The 21,340-nt window shown below is 70.3% G+C and carries 19 protein-coding genes; 1 reads left to right on the forward strand and 18 read right to left on the reverse strand.

The genetic code is table 11. The features are described from left to right. The 5 genes from gap to uvrC all read right to left on the reverse strand — a co-directional run bounded on the left by gap (position 1) and on the right by uvrC (position 6,325). Positions 1-1,020, reverse strand: a complete 1,020-nt coding sequence (gap, locus tag HQ308_RS01120) for a type I glyceraldehyde-3-phosphate dehydrogenase (RefSeq protein WP_027505278.1) — start codon at positions 1,018-1,020, stop codon at positions 1-3. A gap of 175 nt (positions 1,021-1,195) precedes the next feature. Beyond that, the gene (gene whiA, locus HQ308_RS01125; protein WP_197027771.1) at positions 1,196-2,173 is read right to left on the reverse strand and encodes a DNA-binding protein WhiA; all 978 of its coding nucleotides are present in this window, start codon (positions 2,171-2,173) and stop codon (positions 1,196-1,198) included. Then, complete coding sequence (gene yvcK, locus HQ308_RS01130; protein ID WP_051613223.1) at positions 2,170-3,201, reverse strand: uridine diphosphate-N-acetylglucosamine-binding protein YvcK; 1,032 nt, start codon at positions 3,199-3,201, stop codon at positions 2,170-2,172. Before yvcK ends, whiA begins: the two co-directional genes overlap by 4 nt. Further along, positions 3,198-4,115, reverse strand: a complete 918-nt coding sequence (gene rapZ, locus HQ308_RS01135; protein WP_374198516.1) for an RNase adapter RapZ — start codon at positions 4,113-4,115, stop codon at positions 3,198-3,200. The genes yvcK and rapZ overlap by 4 nt, the downstream gene beginning before the upstream one ends. After that, complete coding sequence (gene uvrC / locus HQ308_RS01140) at positions 4,112-6,325, reverse strand: excinuclease ABC subunit UvrC (RefSeq protein WP_307108844.1); 2,214 nt, start codon at positions 6,323-6,325, stop codon at positions 4,112-4,114. The genes rapZ and uvrC overlap by 4 nt, the downstream gene beginning before the upstream one ends. An 83-nt stretch (positions 6,326-6,408) precedes the next feature. Between uvrC and HQ308_RS01145 the strand changes: the two genes are divergently transcribed. After that, positions 6,409-8,367 carry a gamma-glutamyltransferase family protein gene (locus HQ308_RS01145; RefSeq protein WP_308115637.1) on the forward strand — a complete coding sequence of 653 codons (1,959 nt, stop codon included), beginning with the start codon at positions 6,409-6,411 and terminating at the stop codon, positions 8,365-8,367. 6 nt (positions 8,368-8,373) lie between these two features. Here HQ308_RS01145 and HQ308_RS01150 read toward each other — a convergent pair whose 3' ends face one another. From HQ308_RS01150 to rpoZ, 13 genes are all read right to left on the reverse strand, one after another. Further along, the gene (locus tag HQ308_RS01150; protein WP_222645245.1) at positions 8,374-8,832 is read right to left on the reverse strand and encodes a PH domain-containing protein; all 459 of its coding nucleotides are present in this window, start codon (positions 8,830-8,832) and stop codon (positions 8,374-8,376) included. Next, on the reverse strand, positions 8,829-9,314 hold the full coding sequence (gene ribH, locus HQ308_RS01155; RefSeq protein WP_027505272.1) for a 6,7-dimethyl-8-ribityllumazine synthase: 486 nt from the start codon (positions 9,312-9,314) through the stop codon (positions 8,829-8,831). The genes HQ308_RS01150 and ribH overlap by 4 nt, the downstream gene beginning before the upstream one ends. Beyond that, entirely contained in the window at positions 9,314-10,585 is a 1,272-nt protein-coding gene (locus HQ308_RS01160; protein ID WP_051613220.1) for a bifunctional 3,4-dihydroxy-2-butanone-4-phosphate synthase/GTP cyclohydrolase II, read from the reverse strand. The genes ribH and HQ308_RS01160 overlap by 1 nt, the downstream gene beginning before the upstream one ends. A gap of 86 nt (positions 10,586-10,671) precedes the next feature. Continuing rightward, on the reverse strand, positions 10,672-11,274 hold the full coding sequence (locus tag HQ308_RS01165; RefSeq protein WP_222645246.1) for a riboflavin synthase: 603 nt from the start codon (positions 11,272-11,274) through the stop codon (positions 10,672-10,674). Positions 11,275-11,321: 47 nt separating this feature from the next. Continuing rightward, positions 11,322-12,320, reverse strand: coding sequence for a bifunctional diaminohydroxyphosphoribosylaminopyrimidine deaminase/5-amino-6-(5-phosphoribosylamino)uracil reductase RibD (gene ribD / locus HQ308_RS01170; RefSeq protein ID WP_222645431.1), 999 nt, complete (start codon positions 12,318-12,320; stop codon positions 11,322-11,324). A 29-nt stretch (positions 12,321-12,349) separates the two neighbouring features. After that, positions 12,350-13,018 (reverse strand): ribulose-phosphate 3-epimerase, encoded by a 669-nt coding sequence (rpe, locus tag HQ308_RS01175; RefSeq protein WP_056444707.1) that lies wholly within the window; start codon positions 13,016-13,018, stop codon positions 12,350-12,352. Between the two features lie 30 nt (positions 13,019-13,048). Continuing rightward, positions 13,049-13,774, reverse strand: coding sequence for an SGNH/GDSL hydrolase family protein (locus HQ308_RS01180; RefSeq protein WP_222645247.1), 726 nt, complete (start codon positions 13,772-13,774; stop codon positions 13,049-13,051). A 46-nt stretch (positions 13,775-13,820) separates the two neighbouring features. Then, complete coding sequence (locus HQ308_RS01185; protein ID WP_222645248.1) at positions 13,821-15,362, reverse strand: RsmB/NOP family class I SAM-dependent RNA methyltransferase; 1,542 nt, start codon at positions 15,360-15,362, stop codon at positions 13,821-13,823. Further along, positions 15,359-16,282, reverse strand: a complete 924-nt coding sequence (gene fmt, locus HQ308_RS01190) for a methionyl-tRNA formyltransferase (protein WP_222645249.1) — start codon at positions 16,280-16,282, stop codon at positions 15,359-15,361. Before fmt ends, HQ308_RS01185 begins: the two co-directional genes overlap by 4 nt. A 5-nt stretch (positions 16,283-16,287) precedes the next feature. Further along, positions 16,288-18,255: a primosomal protein N' gene (locus tag HQ308_RS01195; RefSeq protein WP_222645432.1), complete on the reverse strand. Its 1,968-nt coding sequence runs from the start codon at positions 18,253-18,255 to the stop codon at positions 16,288-16,290. A 110-nt stretch (positions 18,256-18,365) separates the two neighbouring features. Then, on the reverse strand, positions 18,366-19,580 hold the full coding sequence (gene metK, locus HQ308_RS01200; RefSeq protein WP_027505264.1) for a methionine adenosyltransferase: 1,215 nt from the start codon (positions 19,578-19,580) through the stop codon (positions 18,366-18,368). A gap of 105 nt (positions 19,581-19,685) precedes the next feature. Next, entirely contained in the window at positions 19,686-20,996 is a 1,311-nt protein-coding gene (gene coaBC, locus HQ308_RS01205; RefSeq protein ID WP_222645250.1) for a bifunctional phosphopantothenoylcysteine decarboxylase/phosphopantothenate--cysteine ligase CoaBC, read from the reverse strand. Then, positions 20,993-21,298, reverse strand: a complete 306-nt coding sequence (gene rpoZ / locus HQ308_RS01210) for a DNA-directed RNA polymerase subunit omega (protein ID WP_027505263.1) — start codon at positions 21,296-21,298, stop codon at positions 20,993-20,995. Before rpoZ ends, coaBC begins: the two co-directional genes overlap by 4 nt. Between the last annotated feature and the right edge of the window lie 42 nt (positions 21,299-21,340).

A 21,340-nucleotide genomic window follows, 5' to 3' on the forward strand; every position in this document is an offset into this window, starting at 1 on the left:
TCAGAGCGACTTTCCGACGAGTCCGATGAGGTCGACGAGACGGTTGGAGTAGCCCCACTCGTTGTCGTACCAGGAGACGATCTTGACCTGGTCCTCGATGACCTTGGTCAGGCCCGAGTCGAAGATCGACGACGCCGGGTCGGTGACGATGTCGGAGGAGACGATCGGTGCGTCGGTGTACTTCAGGATGCCCTTCAGCGGGCCCTCGGCCGCAGCCTTCATGGCCGCGTTGATCTCCTCGACCGAGGCGGTCTTGCGCACCTGGGCGGTGAGGTCGGTGACCGAACCCGTGGGGATCGGGACGCGCAGCGCGTAGCCGTCGAGCTTGCCGAGCAGCTGCGGGAGCACCAGGCCGATGGCCTTCGCGGCGCCGGTGCCCGTGGGAACGACGTTGAGCGCGGCGGCGCGGGCGCGACGCAGGTCCGAGTGCGGACCGTCCTGCAGGTTCTGATCCTGCGTGTAGGCGTGGATCGTGGTCATGAGGCCCTTGACGATGCCGAACTCGTCGTCGAGCACCTTGGCGATGGGGCCGAGGCAGTTGGTGGTGCACGAGGCGTTCGAGATGATGTTCTGGCTGCCGTCGTACTTGTCGTCGTTGACGCCCATGACGATGGTGATGTCCTCGCCCTTGGCCGGCGCGGAGATGATGACCTTCTTGGCACCGGCGTCGATGTGGCCCTGAGCCTTCGACGCGTCGGTGAAGATGCCGGTGGACTCGACGACGACGTCGACGCCCAGGTCTCCCCACGGCAGGGCGGAGGGACCCTCGCGCAGTGAGAGAGCCTTGATCTTGCGGTCGCCGACGACGATGGTGTCGTCGCCCTCGAGCGAGACGTCGTGCGGGAGGCGGCCGAGGATGGAGTCGTACTTGAGCAGGTGAGCGAGCGTTGCGTTGTCGGTGAGGTCGTTCACCGCAACGATCTCGATGTCGGTGGTGCCGAGCGCCTTCTGCGCATCGACCGCCCGGAAGAAGTTACGTCCGATACGACCGAAGCCGTTCACGCCAACCCGAACCGTCACTGTTCGCTCCTTTGTGTTGAAACTCGTGTTCCTCGTCGATGCACGGGTCGTGCATCGGTTTCCTCCACCGCACGTGATGGTGCGGACGTGTCCGTCACGGGCGACCGAGCCGCTCCGTGACCTGTGATCACCCTAATGGTTCGGGGTGGTGCAGTTCTCGGTCAGGCACCCGCGCTCATGCCTCGTCGAGCAGGTCGGCCGTGACGGCCGACTCCGTGTCCGGGATGCCCGAGTCCTTCGCCTTGCGGTCGGCCATGGACAGCAGTCGGCGGATCCGGCCCGCCACCGCGTCCTTCGTCATGGGCGGATCGGCCAGCTGCCCGAGCTCCTCGAGCGACGCCTGCCGGTGCTGCACGCGCAGGTGACCCGCCGCGGCGAGATGGTCCGGGACGTCCTCGCCGAGAATCGCGAGCGCCCTCTCGACCCGCGCCGCGGCCGCGACGGCCGCCCGCGCGGAGCGTCGCAGGTTGGCGTCGTCGAAGTTCGCGAGACGATTCGCCGTGGCCCGCACCTCGCGGCGCATCCGGCGCTCCTCCCACGTCAGTCGAGTGTCCTGGGCGCCCATCCGCGTGAGGAGGACACCGATGGCCTCGCCGTCGCGTACGACCACGCGATCGGCGCCGCGCACCTCTCGCGCCTTGGCCGCCACACCGAGCCGGCGGGCGGCGCCGACCAGCGCGAGTGCTGCCTCGGGTCCAGGGCAGCTGACCTCGAGCGCGGACGACCTACCGGGTTCGGTGAGCGAGCCGTGCGCGAGGAACGCGCCGCGCCACGCCGCCTCGGAATCGGCGACGGTGCCGCCCACCACCTGGGCGGGGAGTCCGCGCACCGGCCGACCACGCATGTCGAGGAGCCCGGTCTGGCGCGCCAGGGCCTCGCCGTCCTTGGCCACCCGGACGATGTAGCGGGTCGACTTGCGCAACCCGCCCGCGCCGATGGAGTGCACGTCCGCGTTGTAGCCGAACAGATCGAACACCTCGCGCTTGAGCCGCCGGGCGATGGACAGCTGGTCCACCTCCGCCTCGACGACGACGCGACCGGCCACGATGTGCAGCCCCCCGGCGAAGCGCAGCAACGCAGCGACCTCCGCCTTGCGGCAGCTGACCGCCGTGATGGTGAGGCGGCTCAGTTCGTCCTTGACATCGGCTGTCATGGCCACGACGTCGATCCCTTCCTGCTGTCGGTGCTGCTGTCGAGGTCGGCCCGGTCGGCGCCCTCGAGAACAGCGGCGAACACGGCCGCGAGCTTGCTCGGGTCGTGTGCGTGTGGTGTCGCCCCCGCGACGTCGGCGTGGATCACGTCGGCGCCGAACACCGCGGCGGCCCGCGCGAGGTGATCACGCTCGGACCCCGGCGGCACCGACGTCGAGTCGACCACCACGTGATGCACCCGAAAACCCGGCGCGTGTTGGGACAGTACGTGGAGATGACGCTCCGCCGAGAATCCCGTGGTCTCCCCCGGCTCCGGCCCGAGATTGAGCACCAGCACCTTGCGGGCCTCGGTGGCGCGCAGCGCCGAGGCGAGCTCGGGCACGAGGACGTGCGGCAACACACTGGAGAACCACGACCCGGGTCCGAGAACGACCAGATCGGCGGCGCCCACAGCGGTGACGGCCTGCTCGGTGGCCGGCGGATCCGACGGGCGCAGTCGGACGCGCCGCACCTTGCCGGGAGTGGTGGCGACGGCGACCTGCCCACGGATGACGCGGCTCACGCGCGGGTCGGACTCGAGTCCCGACACGTCCGCCTCGATGTCCAGGGCGATGGGCGACATCGGCAGCACCCGCCCGTCGACACCGAGCAGCCGCGCGGCCTCGTCGAGTGCGGCGACCGGGTCACCGAGCACCTCGGACAGTCCGGCGAGCAGAAGATTGCCCACCGAGTGCCCGGCGAGCGCGCCGCTGCCGCCGAAGCGGTGCTGCAGGATGTCGGCCCAGAGCCTGCCCTGCGGAGAGTCTGCGGCCAACGCTGCGAGCGCCATGCGCAGATCGCCGGGCGGAATCATGCCGAGCTCGGCGCGTAATCGGCCGGACGACCCGCCGTCGTCGGCCACGGTGACCACCGCCGTCACCCGCGTGGAGAGCGACCGTACGGCGGACAGGGTCGCGTAGAGGCCGTGTCCGCCGCCGAGCGCGACGATGTGCGGAGCGTCGTCGTCGCCGCGTCCGCCGTCCGCGCTCACTCTCGACCCAGGTCGCGGTGCACGACGCGGACACTGGTGTCGGCATCGGCACGCAGCCGTTCGGCGAGCGCCTCGGTCATGGCGACGCTGCGATGCTTGCCGCCGGTGCAGCCGACGGCGACGGTCATGTACCGCTTGCCCTCGCGCCGGTAGCCGGCGAGCGTCATCGTCAGCAGGCGGTGATACAGCTCGAGGTACTCCTCCGCGTCCGGCTGCCCCAGCACGTAGTCCCGCACGCCGACGTCCTTGCCGGTGAGCGGGCGCAGCTCGGGGATCCAGTGCGGGTTCGGGAGGAAACGCATGTCACACAGCACGTCTGCGTCGAGCGGTACCCCGTACTTGAAGCCGAAGGACTCGACGGTGACGGCCACGGTGCCCACCACGTCGTCGCCGAACGCCGCGGCGACACGATCGCGCAGACCGTGCACGGAGAGCGAGCTCGTGTCGATGACGATGTCCGCGGCCTCCTTGACGGTGGCCAACCGGGCCCGCTCGTCCGAGATGCCTTCCGTGAGCGTGCCGTCCACACCGTAGTTCTGCAGCGGGTGGCTGCGGCGCACCGATTCGAATCGCCGGATCAGCACGTCGTCGGACGCGTCCAGGAACAGCACGCGCGGGCGCACCCCGTCCGCTGCCAGGTCGGCGAGCAGGGTGCCGACGTCGCCGTTGAACAATCGGCTGCGCACGTCGACCACCAGGGCGAGCCGCTCGATGCCGGGGTCCGAGGTGCGACCGATCTCGATCATGCGAGTGATCAGCTCGGGCGGCATGTTGTCGGCGACGTACCAGCCCAGGTCCTCGAGGACCTTCGCCGCCGTGCCGAGCCCGGCACCGGACAGCCCTGTGACCAGAGCGACGTCGATGTCGGAGTGCGGTCGAACGGGGTCACCCACCTGCTCTCGCTGCACGTTCACTCGTCCCGGTGTCCTGTTCCTCGATGCGCGGCCACCGACAGCGGCTCACCGGACGGTGCCGGCAGCTCGTCACGGTCGCTGCCGTCGGTGCGTTCATCATGTCGTACCGGGGCGCTGTCCGCTTCGTTGTCGGGGACCGCGGTCGGTTCCGACGCGGCCGCGGCAGCCGACGCGTCCTGGTCCTGTGGAACTCCCAGTGCCTCGAGGACGGCGCGTGCCGTCGTCTCGCCGATACCCGGCACCTTCACGATCTCGGACACCTCGGCCTGCTTGAGCTTGGCCACCGAGCCGAAGTGCGTCACCAACGCCGTGCGACGCGCCTCACCGAGCCCGCGCACCGAGTCCAGCGCGGACGCCGTCATGCGCTTGGACCGCTTGCTGCGGTGGAACGTGATGGCGAAGCGGTGCGCCTCGTCGCGAACCCGCTGGAGGAGGTACAGCGACTCGCTGGTGCGCGGCAGGATCACGGGGTCGCTCTCCCCCGGCACCCACACCTCCTCGAGCCGTTTCGCGAGACCCACCACCGCGACGTCGGTGACACCCAGCTCGTCGAGCACCTCGGCCGCCGCGGCCACCTGCGGTGCGCCGCCGTCGACGACGAAGAGGTTCGGCGGATAGGCGAAGCGGCGGGGCCGACCCGTCTGCGGGTCGAGGGAGGCCTCGGGAGCCAGATCGCCGCCGGAGTCCTTGCCGTGACGCAGGAACCGTCGCCGTGTGACCTCGGCGATGCTCGCGACGTCGTCCGAGTGACCGTCTCCCGCAGCCTCCTTGATGGAGTAGTGGCGGTAGTCGCTCTTGCGCGGCAACCCGTCCTCGAACACCACCAGCGACGCGACCACGTCGGTGCCCTGGACGTGCGAGATGTCGATGCACTCGATGCGCAACGGTGCACTGTCGAGGTCGAGCGCTTCCTGGATGCCCTGCAACGCTGCGGAGCGCGACGTGAAGTCGCCCGCACGCTTCATCTTGTGCTGCTGGAGCGCTTCGACGGCGTTGCGATACACCGTCTTGGCGAGCTCCTTCTTGTCGCCGCGACGAGGCACCCGTAGCTGCACCGCGGACCCGCGCAGCGAACTGAGCCACGCCTGCACCTCGTCGGCGTTCGGCGGCAGCACCGGAACGAGCACCTCGCGGGGTACGGCGTTGGCAGCGGCGTCCTCGGTGGACGACGAGAGCGAGGCCTGCTCGCCGTAGAACTGGGTGAGGAACTGCTCGACGAGAGCCGGCAGATCGGACGCCGCCTCCGCGTCCACCGGAGCGTCCTGCGCCTCGGCACGGTCGTCGGCCCCGGCGGACGTCGCCTCGGCCGCGACCGCGGCGTCGATCACCTCGCCCGCCTTCTCCACGACCCACCCGCGCTGGCCGCGCACGCGACCGCCGCGGACGTGGAACACCTGGACCGCCGCTTCGAGGTCGTCGCTCGCGAAGGCGACGAGGTCCGCGTCGGTGCCGTCGCCGAGCACCACGGCCTGCTTCTCGAGTGCGCGCCGCAGTGCCCCCACATCGTCACGCAGCCGGGCCGCCGTCTCGAAGTCCAGGTCCTCCGACGCCTTCTGCATCCGGTTCTCGAGCTCGCGGACGAGCTTGTCGGTCTTGCCGGACAGGAAGTCGCAGAAGTTCTCGACGGTCGCACGGTGTTCGGCCGCCGACACGCGTCCGACGCACGGCGCCGAGCACTTGTCGATGTACCCGAGCAGACAGGGCCGACCGATCTGGTTGTGCCGCTTGAACACTCCAGCGGAGCACGTCCGCGCAGGGAACACCCGCAACAGCAGGTCCAACGTCTCTCGAATCGCCCACGCGTGCGCGTACGGGCCGAAGTAGCGCACACCCTTGCGCCGGGGCCCGCGGTAGACGAACAACCGCGGGTACTCCTCGTTGAGCGTGACCGCGAGCATCGGGTAGCTCTTGTCGTCCCGGTACCGGACGTTGAATCGAGGATCGAACTCCTTGATCCAGTTGTACTCGAGCTGGAGCGCCTCCACCTCGGTGGTGACTACGGTCCATTCGACGCTGGCAGCCGTGGTGACCATCTGACGAGTGCGCGGATGCAGGCCGGCGATGTCGGCGAAGTAGGAATTGAGACGGCTGCGCAGGCTCTTCGCCTTGCCGACGTAGATGACGCGGCCGTGCGGATCACGAAATTTGTAGACCCCTGGCTCGACCGGAATGGTTCCGGTGGCCGGGCGGTACGTAGCGGGGTCGGACACACCTCCACGGTAGTCGTCGTGACCGACAGTCGAAATCCGCCGTTCGGGCTGCGAACCACGCGAGGACGCGGTGTCATGGATCGGTGACTTCACGCCGATCACTGACTCGACCTCTCGCCCTCGCGGCCGTCGTCGCCCTCACCGCCGTGTCCTGCTCCTCGGGCAGCGGTGACGACGCTTCCGGCTCGGCCCCCTCGTGCGTCGGGGGCGGAGGCGGCACCCCCGTCACTGCGGACGCGGGCACGGGACCGGACGGTGCGCCGGAGGTCGCCACCGGCTACCGCACCGGAATGACCTCGGTGCGCACCGCCACGTACGCGGTGTCGACCGCCAACCCGGTGTCGACGGAGGCGGCGTGCGAGGTGCTGCGCGACGGCGGGACCGCGGCCGACGCGCTGGTCGCGGCGCAGACGGTGCTCGGACTGGTCGAGCCGCAGAGCTCCGGTATCGGCGGCGGCGCCTTCCTCCTCTACTACGACGCCGAGTCGAGGACTCTGCGTGCCTACGACGGCCGTGAGACGGCCCCCGCCTCTGCCACTGCGAATTACCTACGCTTCGTGGACGACACGGCTGCCCCCGGTGCGCCCGCCGATCTGTCCGTGCCGAAGCCCGATGCCCGATCGAGCGGCCGCGCGATCGGCGTTCCCGGCGTCGTGCGCATGCTGGACGACGTCCACCGCGATCACGGGAGCAAGGAGTGGCGGTCACTGTTCGATCCGGCCATCGCGCTGTCCGACGACGGCTTCGAGATCAGTCCGCGGATGGCGTCGTCCATCGCGGACTCGGCGCCGAAACTCGCTTTGGACCCCGCCTCGCGTGACTACTTCCTCGAGCCGGACGGCAGCCCGAAGGCGGCGGGGACGACGCTGACGAACCCCGCGATGGCCAAGACGCTCGGCGCGATCGCCACCGAGGGTGCCGACGCGTTCTACACCGGTGCGCTGGCGCAGTCCATCGTCGACGCGACGGCGGACACGACGGGCGGGCGCACCCCCGGCCGGCTGACACTCGACGACCTCGCCGGATACGAGGCGAAGGAGCGGGACGCGGTGTGCGTGCCGTACCGCGACACGGACGTGTGCGGCATGCCGGGCCCGTCGTCGGGCGGTATCGCGGTCGCGTCCACGATGGGCATCCTGTCCCACTTCGACATGGGGCAGTACGCACCCGCCTCCCCCGATGCCGACGGTGGAGTCCCCGACGCGGAGGGCGTCCATCTCATCGCCGAGGCGGAGCGCCTCGCGTACGCCGACCGCGACAAGTACGTCGCCGATCCCGACTACATCCCCCTGCCCGGTGGCAGCCCCGCCGAGTTGCTCGATCCGGACTACCTCGAGCAGCGCGCCCGCATGATCGATCCCGCCCGCAGCATGGGCACGGCTCAGCCGGGCGACTTCGGTCCGATACCCCTGAGCAGCTACGCCGGACCGGAGGCAGGGACCAGTCACCTCAGCATCGTGGACAGCGCGGGGAACGTCGCGTCGATGACCACCACGGTGGAGTCGGCGTTCGGCTCCTTCCACATGACGAACGGCTTCCTCCTCAACAACCAGCTGACCGACTTCTCGGCCGCACCCGAGGGGCCCGACGGGGTACCCGTGGCCAACCGCGTGGAGCCCGGCAAGCGTCCCCGCAGTTCCATGGCGCCGACGATCGTGTTCGACCGCGGGGACGACGGTGCGCGGGGTGACGTGCGGCTGGTGACCGGATCACCCGGCGGTTCGGTCATCATCCAGTTCGTCGTGAAGAACCTCGTCGGCATGCTCGACTGGGGTCTCGATCCGCAGCAGGCCGTGTCCGCCGTCAACGTGGGTGCGGCCAACGCGCCGACGACGAACGTGGGCGGCGAGCATCCGAACATCGACGCGCAGAACGACGGTGCCGCGGATCCGCTGGTGTCGGCTCTGCGGGCGATGGGCCACCAGGTGTCGGTGGCCGATCAGTCCAGCGGCTCGAGCGCCCTGGTCCGGACGGCCGACGGATGGATCGGCGGTGCCGATCCCCGACGCGAGGGTGTCGTCATGGGAGACGGGATCGAGTGACCTCGGTCAGCTCGCTGCGGCGTACTTCTGCTCGAGAGAGCGGAACGTACGCGCGGCGTGCACCGCGTACTCGCGATCGTTGGACTGGATCGCCATGACCGGCACGTACTCGTCGTCCGGCAGTTCCACGCGAGCCCAGCTCGATCCGGGCGAGAAGGACAAGCCGCGCACGAGGTCCCACGGAATCAGTTTCTCGGTGACGAGGTTGCGCACCAGCACGCCCTGCGCACCGACCTTGATCCGCGGACGAGTCAGCAACAGCACGCCCGCCGCCATGCCACACCCGATGGCGATCATGGCGAACTGGTCCACGCGCTGGAAGAACACGCCGGTGTTGCCGGTCCGCAGCAGAATCCCCAGGGTGGTGTGCACGATGACGAGGAGAGCGGCGACACCGACGGCGTACTTCGCGCTCTTGCGCGGCCGCGCCTCGAGTTCCCACTGCTGACTCGGTGCGTCGGTCACGACGGACTCCCGTGACGCAGGCCCTTCAGCGTCAGCGCCGTGTCGACGGCCGCCGCGACGGCCTGCGCACCCTTGTCCTCCTTGGACCCGGGAAGACCTGCGCGATCGAGTGCCTGCTGCTCGTCGTTCACGGTGAGTACTCCGTTGGTGACCGGGGTGGACTCGTCCAGCGACACTCGGGTCAGCCCGGCGGTCACGGCGTCGCACACGTACTCGAAGTGCGGTGTCCCGCCCCGGATCACGACGCCCAGAGCGACCACCGCGTCGTGGGTGCGGGCGAGCTGCTGTGCGACCACGGGGATCTCGATGGCTCCGGCGACACGCACGAGAGTCACGTTCCGCAGTCCCACCTCGTCGGCCTTGCGGAGTGCGCCGTCCACGAGTGCGGTGCTGACCTTCTCGTGCCACTGGCCCGCGACGATCGCGACCTCGAGGTCCTCGGCGCCCGAGAGCTGCAGGACCGGTTCGCCCTCGCCGCTCATCAGAGGCCGCCCGCGTCGGGGGTGACCACCGGCGTCTCGAAATCGTCCAGTCCGACGAGGTCGTGGCCCATCCGGTCACGCTTGGTACGCAGGTAGGTGAGGTTCTCGGCGTTGGCACGCAGCGGCATCGGCACCCGCTCGGTGATGTGCAGGCCGTAGCCGTCGAGGCCGACCCGCTTCGCCGGGTTGTTGGTCAGCAGACGCATCGACGAGATGCCCAGGTCGACGAGGATCTGCGCTCCGATGCCGTAGTCCCGCGCGTCGGCGGGCAGGCCGAGCGCGAGGTTGGCGTCGACGGTGTCGGTGCCGGCGTCCTGCAGCTGGTAGGCCTGCAACTTGTGCAGCAGGCCGATGCCACGGCCCTCGTGACCGCGCATGTAGAGCACCACTCCGCGACCCTCCTGCGCCACCATGTCGAGCGCAGCGTCCAGCTGCGGACCGCAGTCGCAGCGCAGCGAGCCGAACACGTCCCCGGTCAGACACTCGGAGTGGACGCGGACCAGCACGTCGCTGCCGTCGCCGTCGGGCCCGGCGATGTCGCCGCGCACCAGCGCCACGTGTTCGACGTCCTCGTAGACGCTCTGGTAGCCCACCGCACGGAACTCGCCGTGCGCCGTCGGGATGCGCGCTTCGGCGATGCGCACCACGTGCTTCTCGTGCTTGCGTCGCCACGCGATCAGGTCGGCGATGGAGATGAGCGCGAGGTCGTGGTCGTCGGCGAAGACACGGAGCTCGTCCGTGCGGGCCATCTCGCCCTCGTCCTTCTGCGACACGATCTCGCAGATGACGCCGGCCGGGCGCAGATCCGCCATCCGGGCGAGGTCGACCGCGGCCTCGGTGTGGCCGGGGCGGCGCAGCACGCCGCCTTCCTTCGCCCGCAACGGGACGACGTGACCGGGACGGGTGAAGTCGTTCGCACCGGTGTCGGGGTCCGCGAGCAGACGCATGGTCGCCGCGCGGTCCGATGCCGAGATGCCCGTACCGATACCGACGCGAGCGTCGACGGTCACGGTGTACGCGGTGCCGTGCTTGTCCTGGTTCGTGGAGTACATCGGAGGCAGTCCGAGGCGATCGCAGTCCTCGCCCGACAGCGGAACGCAGAGGTATCCCGAGGTGTACCGCACCATGAAGGCCACCAGCTCGGGTGTGGCCTTCTCTGCGGCGAAGATGAGATCGCCCTCGTTCTCGCGGTCCTCGTCGTCGACGACGACGACGGCCTTGCCGGCGGCGATGTCGGCGACAGCGCGCTCGATGGTGTCGAACCTGGTCACGCCGTGCGCTCCCCACGTCTGCTGCCCGCAGTGTCGGGCAGATCCTGTGTTCTCAAGACTACGACCCCCGCTGCGGGGGCCGATGTTCAGTCGACCTTCTGCAACCGCTCGACGTACTTGGCGATCACGTCGACCTCGAGGTTGACCTGCGTTCCCGCCTCCGCCTCGCCCAGTGTGGTGAGCGCCAGGGTGGTAGGAATCAGGGAGATCTCGAAGTACTGATCGTCCTTCTCGCCGCCCAGTGCGGACACCGTCAGCGACACCCCGTCGACCGTGATGGACCCCTTGTGCACGACGTATCGCGCGATGTCACGGGGCAGCGAGATGCGTACCACGGTCCAGTTGTCCGACGGGGTGCGCGAGAGCACCACCCCGGTCCCGTCGACGTGGCCCTGGACGAGATGCCCACCGAGCCGCGACGCGAGCGAGGCGGCACGCTCGAGGTTGACCGGTGACCCCACGGCCAGGGACTGCAGTGACGAACGGTTCAGTGTCTCCTGCATCACGTCGGCCGTGAACGCGCCGTCCGCGACCTCGACGACGGTGAGGCACACACCGTTCACGGCGATCGAGTCCCCGTGCGACGCATCGGAGGTGACCAGCGGGCCACGCACGGTGAAGCGAGCCGCGTCCGCCAGATCCTCCTTGGCGGTGACACTGCCCAGTTCCTCGACGATTCCGGTGAACATGCTCGTCATCCTCTCGGCACCAGCTGGTGCAGTGATCTCTGTTCGGCTCAGTGGTCGGACGACCGTAGCGGAGCGAGTCGGACGAGCAGATCGTCGCCCAGCGTCTCCACCGACTCTCGTCGAAACCTCATCGCATCGGCAATTGTTCCGACACCCGTCCCCCGCACGGCGGTCGGACCCTCGCCCAGCACGACAGGCGCGAGATACGCCGTGACACGGTCGACCAGGCCCGCCGACAGGAACGCTCCGGTGAGCGTCGATCCGCCCTCCAGCACCACGTCGGTCAGATCCGCGAGGGCCTCCATCACCGCGAACGGGTCGCGGGTGCGCACGACGCGGGTGGGGGCGGAGTCGTCGAGGATCCGAGACCCGGCAGGGATGTCGCGCAGCCCGACGACCACGCGCACCGGCTGGTGCGCAGCGAGCGACCCGTCGGGCAGTCGCGCCGTCAGCACCGGATCGTCGGCGAGCACGGTCCCGGTACCGACCACCACCGCATCGATCCGCGCGCGCTCGGCGTGGACGTGTGCGCGAGCCGTCTCCCCCGTGATCCAGCGGCTGGTGCCGTCCGGCGCCGCGGTGCGGCCGTCGAGCGTGGCGGCGTACTTCCACGTGAGCATCGGGCGTCCGGTGCGCTGCCGATGCAGCCAGGCACGCATCGGCCCGGCCTCGGCGAGATCGGCGAGAACGCCGGACCGTACCTCGACGCCGGCACCGCGCAGAGTCTCCGCGCCGCCTGCCGCCAGCGGGTTCGGATCGCCGAGCGCGTGCACGACGCGGACGACACCCGCTCGCAGCAGCGCCTGCGAGCACGGACCCGTGCGTCCCGTGTGGTCGCACGGCTCCAGCGTCACCACGGCGGTGCCGCCGCGCGCTCGCTCGCCCGCCTCCGCGAGCGCGGCGATCTCCGCGTGGGGGCCGCCCGGTGCCGCGGTGGCGCCGACTCCGACCACCAACCCGTCCCGGTCCAGGACGACGGCGCCGACGGGAGGATTGGGAGTGCTGACACCGCGCGCCGCGACCGATGCCTCGATCGCCCGCCGCATCGCGGCATCGATCGGGTCGAGGCTCCCGGTCACCGGCCGGACAGGTGGGGCGACGCGCTCGCGGCGGACTCACGCAGCGAACGCACGGCACCCGCGGGGTCACTGGTCGAGTACACCGCCGAGCCCGCGACGAAGCAGTCGATGCCCGCGGCAGCGGCCTGCTCCACAGTGTCGGCGTTGATGCCGCCGTCGATCTCGATCACCAGCGTCAGTTCACCCGAATCGACCAGCCGGCGGACGGCGCGAGCCTTGTCCAGCACCTCCGGCATGAAGCTCTGGCCGCCGAATCCCGGTTCGACGCTCATGATCAACAGCGTGTCGAAGTCCTTCAGGACCTCCAGGTACGGCTCGATCGGGGTACCGGGCTTGACCGACAGCCCGGCCTTCGCGCCCGCCGCCCGGATGTCGCGGGCGACGGCGCGCGGATCGTCGGTGGCCTCGGCGTGGAACGTCACGTTGTACGCGCCGGCCTCGGCGTAGGGCGGCGCCCAGCGGGCCGGGTCCTCGATCATGAGGTGACAGTCGAGCGGGATGTCGGTCGCCTTCAGCAAGCTCTCCACCACGGGCAAACCCAGGGTGAGATTCGGGACGAAGTGCGCGTCCATCACGTCGACGTGCAGCCAGTCGCTGCCCGCGACGGCCGCGGCCTCGTCGGCGAGCCGCGCGAAATCGGCGGAGAGGATGGACGGTGCGATCATCGGGTGCTGCGGAGTCGGGGCCACGGGCGATCAGCCTAGTAGGTCCGGATCCACCTGCATCAGAGCGTCGTCGATGTGGCCGGCGAGGAGGTACTGACCCTCGTCGGTCGGGTGATCACCGTCGTCCTGGATGATCAGCGGGTCGGCCAGCCACTCCTGCGGCAGCGCGTCGACGTAGTCCAGCCCGGCCGACACCGCGGCGGCGGAGACCGCGGCGTCCACGTCCCACATCTCCTCGCTCACCGGCTCCCCGCTCCAGATCGGTCCGATGACGACGATGCGGGCCTCGGGTGAGCGCTCGCGCAGCGACGCGTACAGGTCGGTGGCATCGGTGAGCACGTCCGCCGGATCCGCGTCGACGTCGTTCTCGCTGCCGACCACGAGGATGACCGTCGGGTTCTCCTCGGTGGCATAGGCGACCTGGTCCGCGAAGGTGCCGAGATAGTCGTCGCCCGCCTCGTAGCCGGCGCCGCCCAGGCTTGCGTTGGTCACCTCGAATCCGTGTTCCTCCGCCAGGACGTCCGGCCAGACCACGTCGTTCATGGAGCCGGCGGAGAACGAGTCGCCGATCACCGACACACGGACCGCGCTCCACTCCGACTCTGCCGCGACCACCCGCTCCGCGTCGGCGGTCCGCGCCGAGGCTGTCCCTGCCGTCACCGACGGGGACAGCGAGCAGCCACCCAGCACCGCGACCGAGGCGAGGGCGGCCACCGCTGCCCCGGCCGTGCGGTGTCGAAGGAGTCGCGGAGTCACGTTCCTGTTGTACCCGCGCGTCGTTGCCGACCGGTAACGAGCGCGGTCAGGAGGCATCCTTGCGCAGCGCGGCGAAGAACATCGCGTCCGTTCCGTGCCGGTGCGGCCACAGCTGCACCGACGTTCCCGAGGCCGCCTGCGGCACGCCGGGCGCGAGCGTCGCGGTGTCGAGCGCGGTCAGACCGTGACGTCGGACCGCATCGGCCACGACGCCGACCGTCTCGGACAGATGCGGCGAACACGTCGAGTAGACGACGACTCCGCCCGGCCGCACCAGCTCCACTGCTGCCGCGAGCAACTCGCGTTGCAACGTCACCAGACCCGCCACGTCGCTCGCCTGACGACGCCACCGCGCCTCGGGGCGACGACGGAGTGCGCCCAGACCGGTGCAGGGTGCGTCGACGAGGACGCGGTCGTATCCCGCGTCCAGTCCGCTCGCGCGACCGTCCACCGCGTGCACGGTGACCGGGAGATCGCGCACCGTCTTGCGCACCAGGTCGGCTCGATGCTCGGACGGTTCCACGGCATCGACCGTCGCACCGTCGATCGCCGCGATGGCGCCGAGCAGCGCAGCCTTGCTGCCGGGGCCGGCGCACAGATCCAGCCACCGACCTCCGTCCGGCCCGTCGAGCTCCGCGAGCGTCAGAGCCCGAGCGACCAGCTGACTGCCCTCGTCCTGGACGCCGGCCAGCCCCTCACGCACGGCGTCGAGACGACCCGGATCGCCGCCACTGTCCAGATGCACCGCATAGGGCGACCACGGTCCGGGCTCACCGCCGGTGATCGACGCGAGCTCGTCCGCCGAGATCTCGCCGGGCCGCGCCACCAGGTGCACCAGCGGGCGGGCGTCGTCGGCGGCGAGCGCCTCGTCCAGCTCCGCAGCATCCGCTCCCAACGCGTCGTTGAACGCCTGTGCGATCCAGGCGGGATGTGCGTGCCGGAACGCTGAGTGACCCACCGGATCTCGCTCCGCGTCGGGAGCCAGCAACTCGATCCACTCTGCTTCCGTGCGCTCGGAGACCCGGCGCAACACGGCGTTGACGAACCCTGCCTGCCCCTGCCCGGCCTCGCTGCGCACCAGGTCGACCGACGTCGCCACCGCCGCGTGCGGAGCCACCCGCGTGCGCAGCAACTGGTACGCACCGAGCCGGATGACGTCCAGCAGTCGACCGTCGATGTCCGACACCGGACGCGAGGCCGCGTGCTCGACGACCGCGTCCAGCACCCCCTGCGCGCGGGCCGCGCCGTAGGCCAACTCCGTCGCGAGGGCGGCATCACGCTCGTTCAACCGGCGATCCCGGAGCAGACCCGGAAGCACCAGGTTCGCGTACGCGTCACGTTCCCGCACCGCGCGCAGGACGTCCCGTGCCGCGATCCGTGCGGGGTCCAATCCCGCCTCGGCGGGATCGGGGCGACCCGGCTGCTTCGGACGCGAATTCCCGGACCGACCACCGGCCTTGCTCGAACCCCCGGCCACTGCCGGCCGGCCTCCAGCCTTCCCGCCATCCGGCCGGCCGCCGGCCTTCCCGGCGGCCTTCCCGCCACGCTTACGAGGACCGCCGGACCCCGGTGTCTGCTCACCGCTCATCGTGCAGTCGCTCCGTTCACATCGCGGGCGCCGCGCGCCCAGTCGGTCGCTGCCATCTGCTTCTTGCCGTGCGGCTGCACGAGCCCGAGCGACACGGCCGTCGTCGCGGTACCCACCAGGACCGCCTTCTTCCGTACCTCGACGCGCCCGGGTTCGAGCTCCTCGTCGGTGATCGTCACCGGACCGATCTTGACGCGGACGTCGCCGATCTCGGTCCACGCTCCGGGTGCCGGTGTCACACTCCGGACGTGCCGGTCGATCAGGTGCGCCGGGCGACCGAAGTCGATGCGGGCCGATTCCACGGTCACCTTGGGCGCGTGTGACACGCCGTCGCCCGACTGCGGAACCGCCTGCAGTGCACCGTCGTCGATCCCGTCGAGGGTGGACGCGAGCAACTGGCTCCCGCTGTCCGCGAGCCGGGTCAACAGATCCCCGGCGGTGTCCGTGAGGCGCACCCTCTCGGTCACGACGCCGTACACCGGACCGGTGTCCAGCCCCTGCTCGAGGAGGAACGTCGACGCGCCGGTGACCTCGTCACCCGCGGCGATCGCGGCCTGCACCGGCGCGGCCCCGCGCCAGGCCGGCAGCAAGGAGAAGTGCAGATTGATCCAGCCGTGTCGCGGAATGTCGAGCACGGGCTGTGGCAGCAGCGCGCCGTAGGCGACGACGGGACAGCAGTCCGGTTCCAGATCGCGGAGCGCGGCCATCGCCTCGGGGTCGGACGGCTTCGCGGGCTGCAGCACCGAGATGCCGTGCTCGTCGGCCAGCATCGCAACGGGCGATCGCACGACCTTGCGCCCTCGACCGGCCACCGTGTCGGGTCGGGTGAGCACACCGACCACCTCGTGACGGGAGGAGTCGAGCAGTCGCCGCAGCGACGGGAGAGCGGGGTCGGGAGTACCGGCGAAGACGAGGCGCACGCCGTTCACCCTATGCGGAGCGGGTCGACCTGGATTCGCAGCGCCGACGCGGTCTTCTTCGCTCCCACCACGGCCCGTGCCTCACCGAGTGCGCGGGAGAGGGCGGCACCGGACGATCGCGGGACGCGGACCAGCATCCGCTCGACGGGCGCGGACGAGTCGGCGTCGATCTCGCTGCCGAACGGCAGCCGCTCGCCGGGTGGCAGGTCCACGGGTCCCAGCGTGACGGCGTCGTCCGGGAGCCGCGCCGAGTCCAGCAGGGCGCGCAGCGATTCGGTGGTGCCGTCCACGGCGGCGATGTGCACCGCGGGTGGAAACCCGACCTCGGTGCGTTCGGAGAGTTCGGTGCGCGCGTGTCCGACCGGGTCCCACCGCACCAATGCCTGCACGGTGGGCAGTCCCGAATCCGCGACCACGACCACCTCACCGCCCTCGGCCGACGGGCGCACGAGGGTGGCGGCGGCCATCCAGCGGCGAAGGGTCTGCTCTGCGGCGCGCAGATCCGCTCGACCCAGCAGCGCCCACCCGTCCAGCAGCAGCGCGGCACCGTAGCCGCCGTCCGCGACGGGTTCGGCGCCCACGGTGGACACGACGATGGCCGGGCCGGCCGGCACAGTGTCGAGCACCGAGGTGCCGCCGGACTGTCGCACTGTGACGCCGCTGAACGCCCGGCCCAGCTCCTCGGCAGTCCGTCCTGCGCCGACCACGACGGCGCGCAGTGCTCGTGAACCGCACGTGGGGCACGAGTACGACGGGTCGGCGGTGCCGCACCACCTGCACGTGGGGCTGCCCGCGCCGTCGGCACCGGGCGCGGACGGCAGCGCCAGGGGTCCGTGGCACCGTCGGCACCGGGCGGGCGTCCTGCACTTGGAGCAGGCGAGGGAGGGCACGTACCCGCGCCGCGGGACCTGGACCAGCACGGGGTGCCCGGCGGTGAGCGACGCTCGGGCCGCCGCGAAGGCGATCGCCGGGAGTCGCGCCGCGCGCGCTCCGGGGTCGCGGGCGAGCGCGTGGTCGCTGTCCGCGAGAGCGGTGACTCGTGGAACGCGCCCGCGGACGGTGTCACGGGTGGCCACGAGATCGTGCGCCCACCCCGTCTCGACCAGAGCCTGTGCCTCCGCCGTCCGGGAGAAACCGCCCACCACCGCGGCGCACCCGGCTCGGTGTGCACGCAGCAACGCGACCTCGCGGGCGTGGGGGTACGGCGCACGCGGTTCCGACAACGAGTCGTCGCCGTCGTCCCAGACCACCATTAATCCCGGGTCGTGCACCGGGGCGAAGACTGCGCTGCGCGTTCCGATCACGACGCGAGCGCGGCCACGAGCGGCGGCGAGCCACCGTCGGTAGCGTTCTGCGGGACCGAGCCCCGCGGCGAGCGCGACCACCGCGTCGTCGTCGAGGACGGCTCGGCAGGCCGTGTCCACGCGATCGAGATCGCGCTGGTCCGGGACGACGAGAACGGCTCCCCGTCCCGACGACACGGCCACGGCTGCCAGGTCGGCGAGCCGGGCCGCCCAGTCCTCCCCCGGCAACGCCTGCCAGACCGCCCGCGGCGCCCGACCGCCGCCGAGCGCGTCGAGGAACTCGGCGCCGTGCCGGTACGCGGACCACTCGTCGCGGCGAAGGACGGGGATCGACTGCACACCGGAGGCGAGAGATTCGTTCTCCACCCGCGCGTGTCGGGGTGGGACCGCGAGACGAAGAACGTCCGGACGGGTGCCGGCGTAGCGCGTCGCGACGGCGTCGACGAGACCGAGCAGTTCGGGGCCGAGCACCGGCTCGGCGGAGACCACCTTGTCGAGGAAGCCCAGCTTCCCCGGATGGTCGCTGGTGTCGAGGCGGGCGAGCAGGAACCCGTCGACCAGACGCCCGGCGAAGCGGACGCGCACACGCACACCGGGTTGCGCCACGGCATCGAGTTCGGCGGGGACGACGTAGTCGAAATCGCGATCGAGGTGGGACAACGCGAGCATGGGAAGCACGCGGGCGATGGGCCGGGTGGGGGCCGGTGAGCGCACACCGGATGCGGTGGCACTCACCGACCGACCCCTTTCAGACGATGATCACGAAGTGGAGCGAGACGTCACAGACCTGCGGCGGACCGCAACTTCTCGGCACGGTCGGTGTTCTCCCACGGCAGATCGATGTCCGTGCGGCCGAAGTGGCCGTACGCCGCGGTGGGCGCGTAGATCGGACGCAGCAGGTCCAGATCACGGATGATCGCGCCGGGACGCAGGTCGAACACGTCGGTGATGGCGGACTGGATCTTGAGCGGATCCACGTTCTCGGATCCGAACGTCTCGACGAAGAGACCGACGGGAGCGGCCTTGCCGATGGCGTAGGCGACCTGCACCTCGACTCGTTCTGCAAGGTCTGCGGCCACGACGTTCTTGGCCACCCACCGCATCGCGTACGCAGCGCTGCGGTCGACCTTCGACGGATCCTTGCCCGAGAACGCGCCGCCGCCGTGGCGGGCCCAGCCGCCGTAGGTGTCGACGATGATCTTGCGACCGGTCAGGCCGGCGTCGCCCATCGGCCCGCCGAGGACGAACTTGCCGGTGGGGTTGACGAGCAGGCGTACCGACGAGGTGTCGAGCGAGTCGTGCCCGAGCTCGGCCAGTACGGCCTCGAGGACATGGGTCCGGATGTCCGGGGTCAGCATGTTGTCGAGATCGATGTCGGCCGCGTGCTGGGTGGAGATGACCACGGTGTCGAGGCGAACGGCCTTGTTGCCCTCGTACTCGATGGTGACCTGGGTCTTGCCGTCGGGACGCAGGTACGGCAGCACCTCGGTCTTGCGCACCTCGGTGAGGCGACGCGACAGCCGGTGCGCCAGTGCGATCGGCAGCGGCATGAGCTCGGGTGTGTCCTTGATGGCGTAGCCGAACATCAGGCCCTGGTCGCCGGCACCCTGACGGTCGATCTCGTCGTCGGTCAGACCCTCGACGCGGGACTCGTGCGAGTTGTCGACGCCCTGGGCGATCTCGGGCGACTGCGCGCCGATGGCGACGTTGACGCCACAGGAGTTGCCGTCGAAGCCCTTGGCCGACGAGTCGTAGCCGATCTCGAGCACCTTCTCGCGCACGATGTGCGGGATGTCGGCGTAGGCGGTGGTGTTGACCTCACCGGCGACGTGAACCTGCCCGGTGGTCACCAGGGTCTCGACGGCGACGCGTGCGCGCGGATCGTCGGTCAGGAGCGCATCCAGGATGGAGTCGCTGATGGCGTCACAGATCTTGTCGGGATGACCCTCGGTGACGGACTCGCTGGTGAAGAGCCGACTGGCGGACGTGCTCACAGATGTTTCCTCTCGTACACGCATGAATGTGTCGACATGATCGAACCGCTCCCCGAGACGCCAGTCGACGATAGACGGAGCCACCGACGTCTCGAGTACTGCGGGTCACCGCGAGTCGTCGGCGCTCGTACACTCCTGCGACGTCGGTAACGGTTGACGCACGCGCAACAGGGGCACCAACGCATCGATCACACGAGACGACATGAGCGCCTTCGATCCGTGTTCGAGCGCCAGCTCGGTCCCGTCCGCGGACAGGATCCAGCCGTCGTTGTCGTCCATCTCGAATGCTTTACCCTCACCGACCGCATTCACAACCAGGAGGTCGCACTTCTTGCGTGCCAGCTTGGCGCGGGCATGCGTCAGCACGTCGCCGTGCTGGTCGCCGGTCTCGGCCGCGAAGCCGACGATCGCGGCGTCGGCGGCCAGGTCACCGGCATCGCGTGCCGCGACGAGGCCGGCCAGGATGTCGGCGTTGCGCGTGAGCGGGATGGTGTCCGGCTCGTCGGCACCCTTCTTGATCTTGCTGGTGGCGAGCGTCGTCGGCCGGAAATCGGCGACGGCGGCGGCCATGACCACGGCGTCGGCACCGACGGCGGCGGCCGTGACCGCGGTGCGCATGTCCTCGGCGGTGCGGACCGTCTCGACGCGGACACCGGCAGGAGCGGACAGGTCGCTGGTGTAGCCGGAGATCAGCAGCACGTCGGCACCGCGCTGGGCGGCGACCCGCGCGAGCGCGTAACCCTGCTTGCCGGAGCTGCGGTTGCCGAGGAACCGCACCGGGTCCAACGGCTCGCGCGTGCCGCCGGCGGAGACGACGACGCGCCGCCCCTCGAGGTCACGAGGCAGCGCATCGGGTCGCTCGAGCAGCAGCTCGGCGATGCCGGCGATCTCGTCCGGCTCGGGCAGACGGCCCGCTCCGGTGTCCTTGCCGGTGAGCCGACCCGAGGCCGGCTCGATCACCGTGACACCGCGCCGTCGCAACGTCGCGACGTTCTCGACGGTCGCGGGGTGGTCCCACATCTCGGTGTGCATGGCCGGCGCGAACACGATCGGGCACCGCGCGGTGAGCAACGTCGCCGTCAACAGGTCGTCGGCGCGTCCGGCAGCGGCCCGCGACAGCAGGTCGGCCGTGGCCGGGGCGACGACGACGAGATCGGCGTTCTGGCCGAGGCGGACGTGCGGTACCTCCGGCACGTCGGCGAACACTCCGGTGTGCACCGGGTTGCCCGACAACGCCTCGAAGGTCGCCCGGCCGACGAACTGCAGCGCCGACTCGGTGGGGACGACGCGGACGTCGTCACCCGCCTCGGTGAAGTGGCGGATCAGCCCGCACGCCTTGTACGCGGCGATCCCTCCCCCGACACCGACCACGACGTGACGCCGTGTCGTCGTGTCCGAGGGAGACAGGGAACTCACTCCCCTTCGACGTGCTCGAGAAGGTCGGCGTGGATCTCGCGCATGGCGATGGACAGCGGCTTCTCCTGCAGACCCGGTTCGACGAGGGGGCCGACGTACTCGAGGATGCCGTCACCGAGCTGGTTGTAGTAGTCGTTGATCTGACGCGCGCGCTTGGCGGCGTAGATGACCAGCGCGTACTTCGACGACGTCCGGTCCAGCAGCTCGTCGATGGGCGGGTTGGTGATGCCCAGCGGGGTGTCGTACGTCGCCACGTCGATACGGGAGAAGGAATCGGACACGTTCGCCAAGGGACTACTCACAAATGCTCCTGAAGATTCACCGGGGCGGATGCCTCGGAAGAG

The organism is Rhodococcus sp. BP-241 (assembly GCF_019836145.1).
GTDB lineage: Bacteria > Actinomycetota > Actinomycetes > Mycobacteriales > Mycobacteriaceae > Rhodococcoides.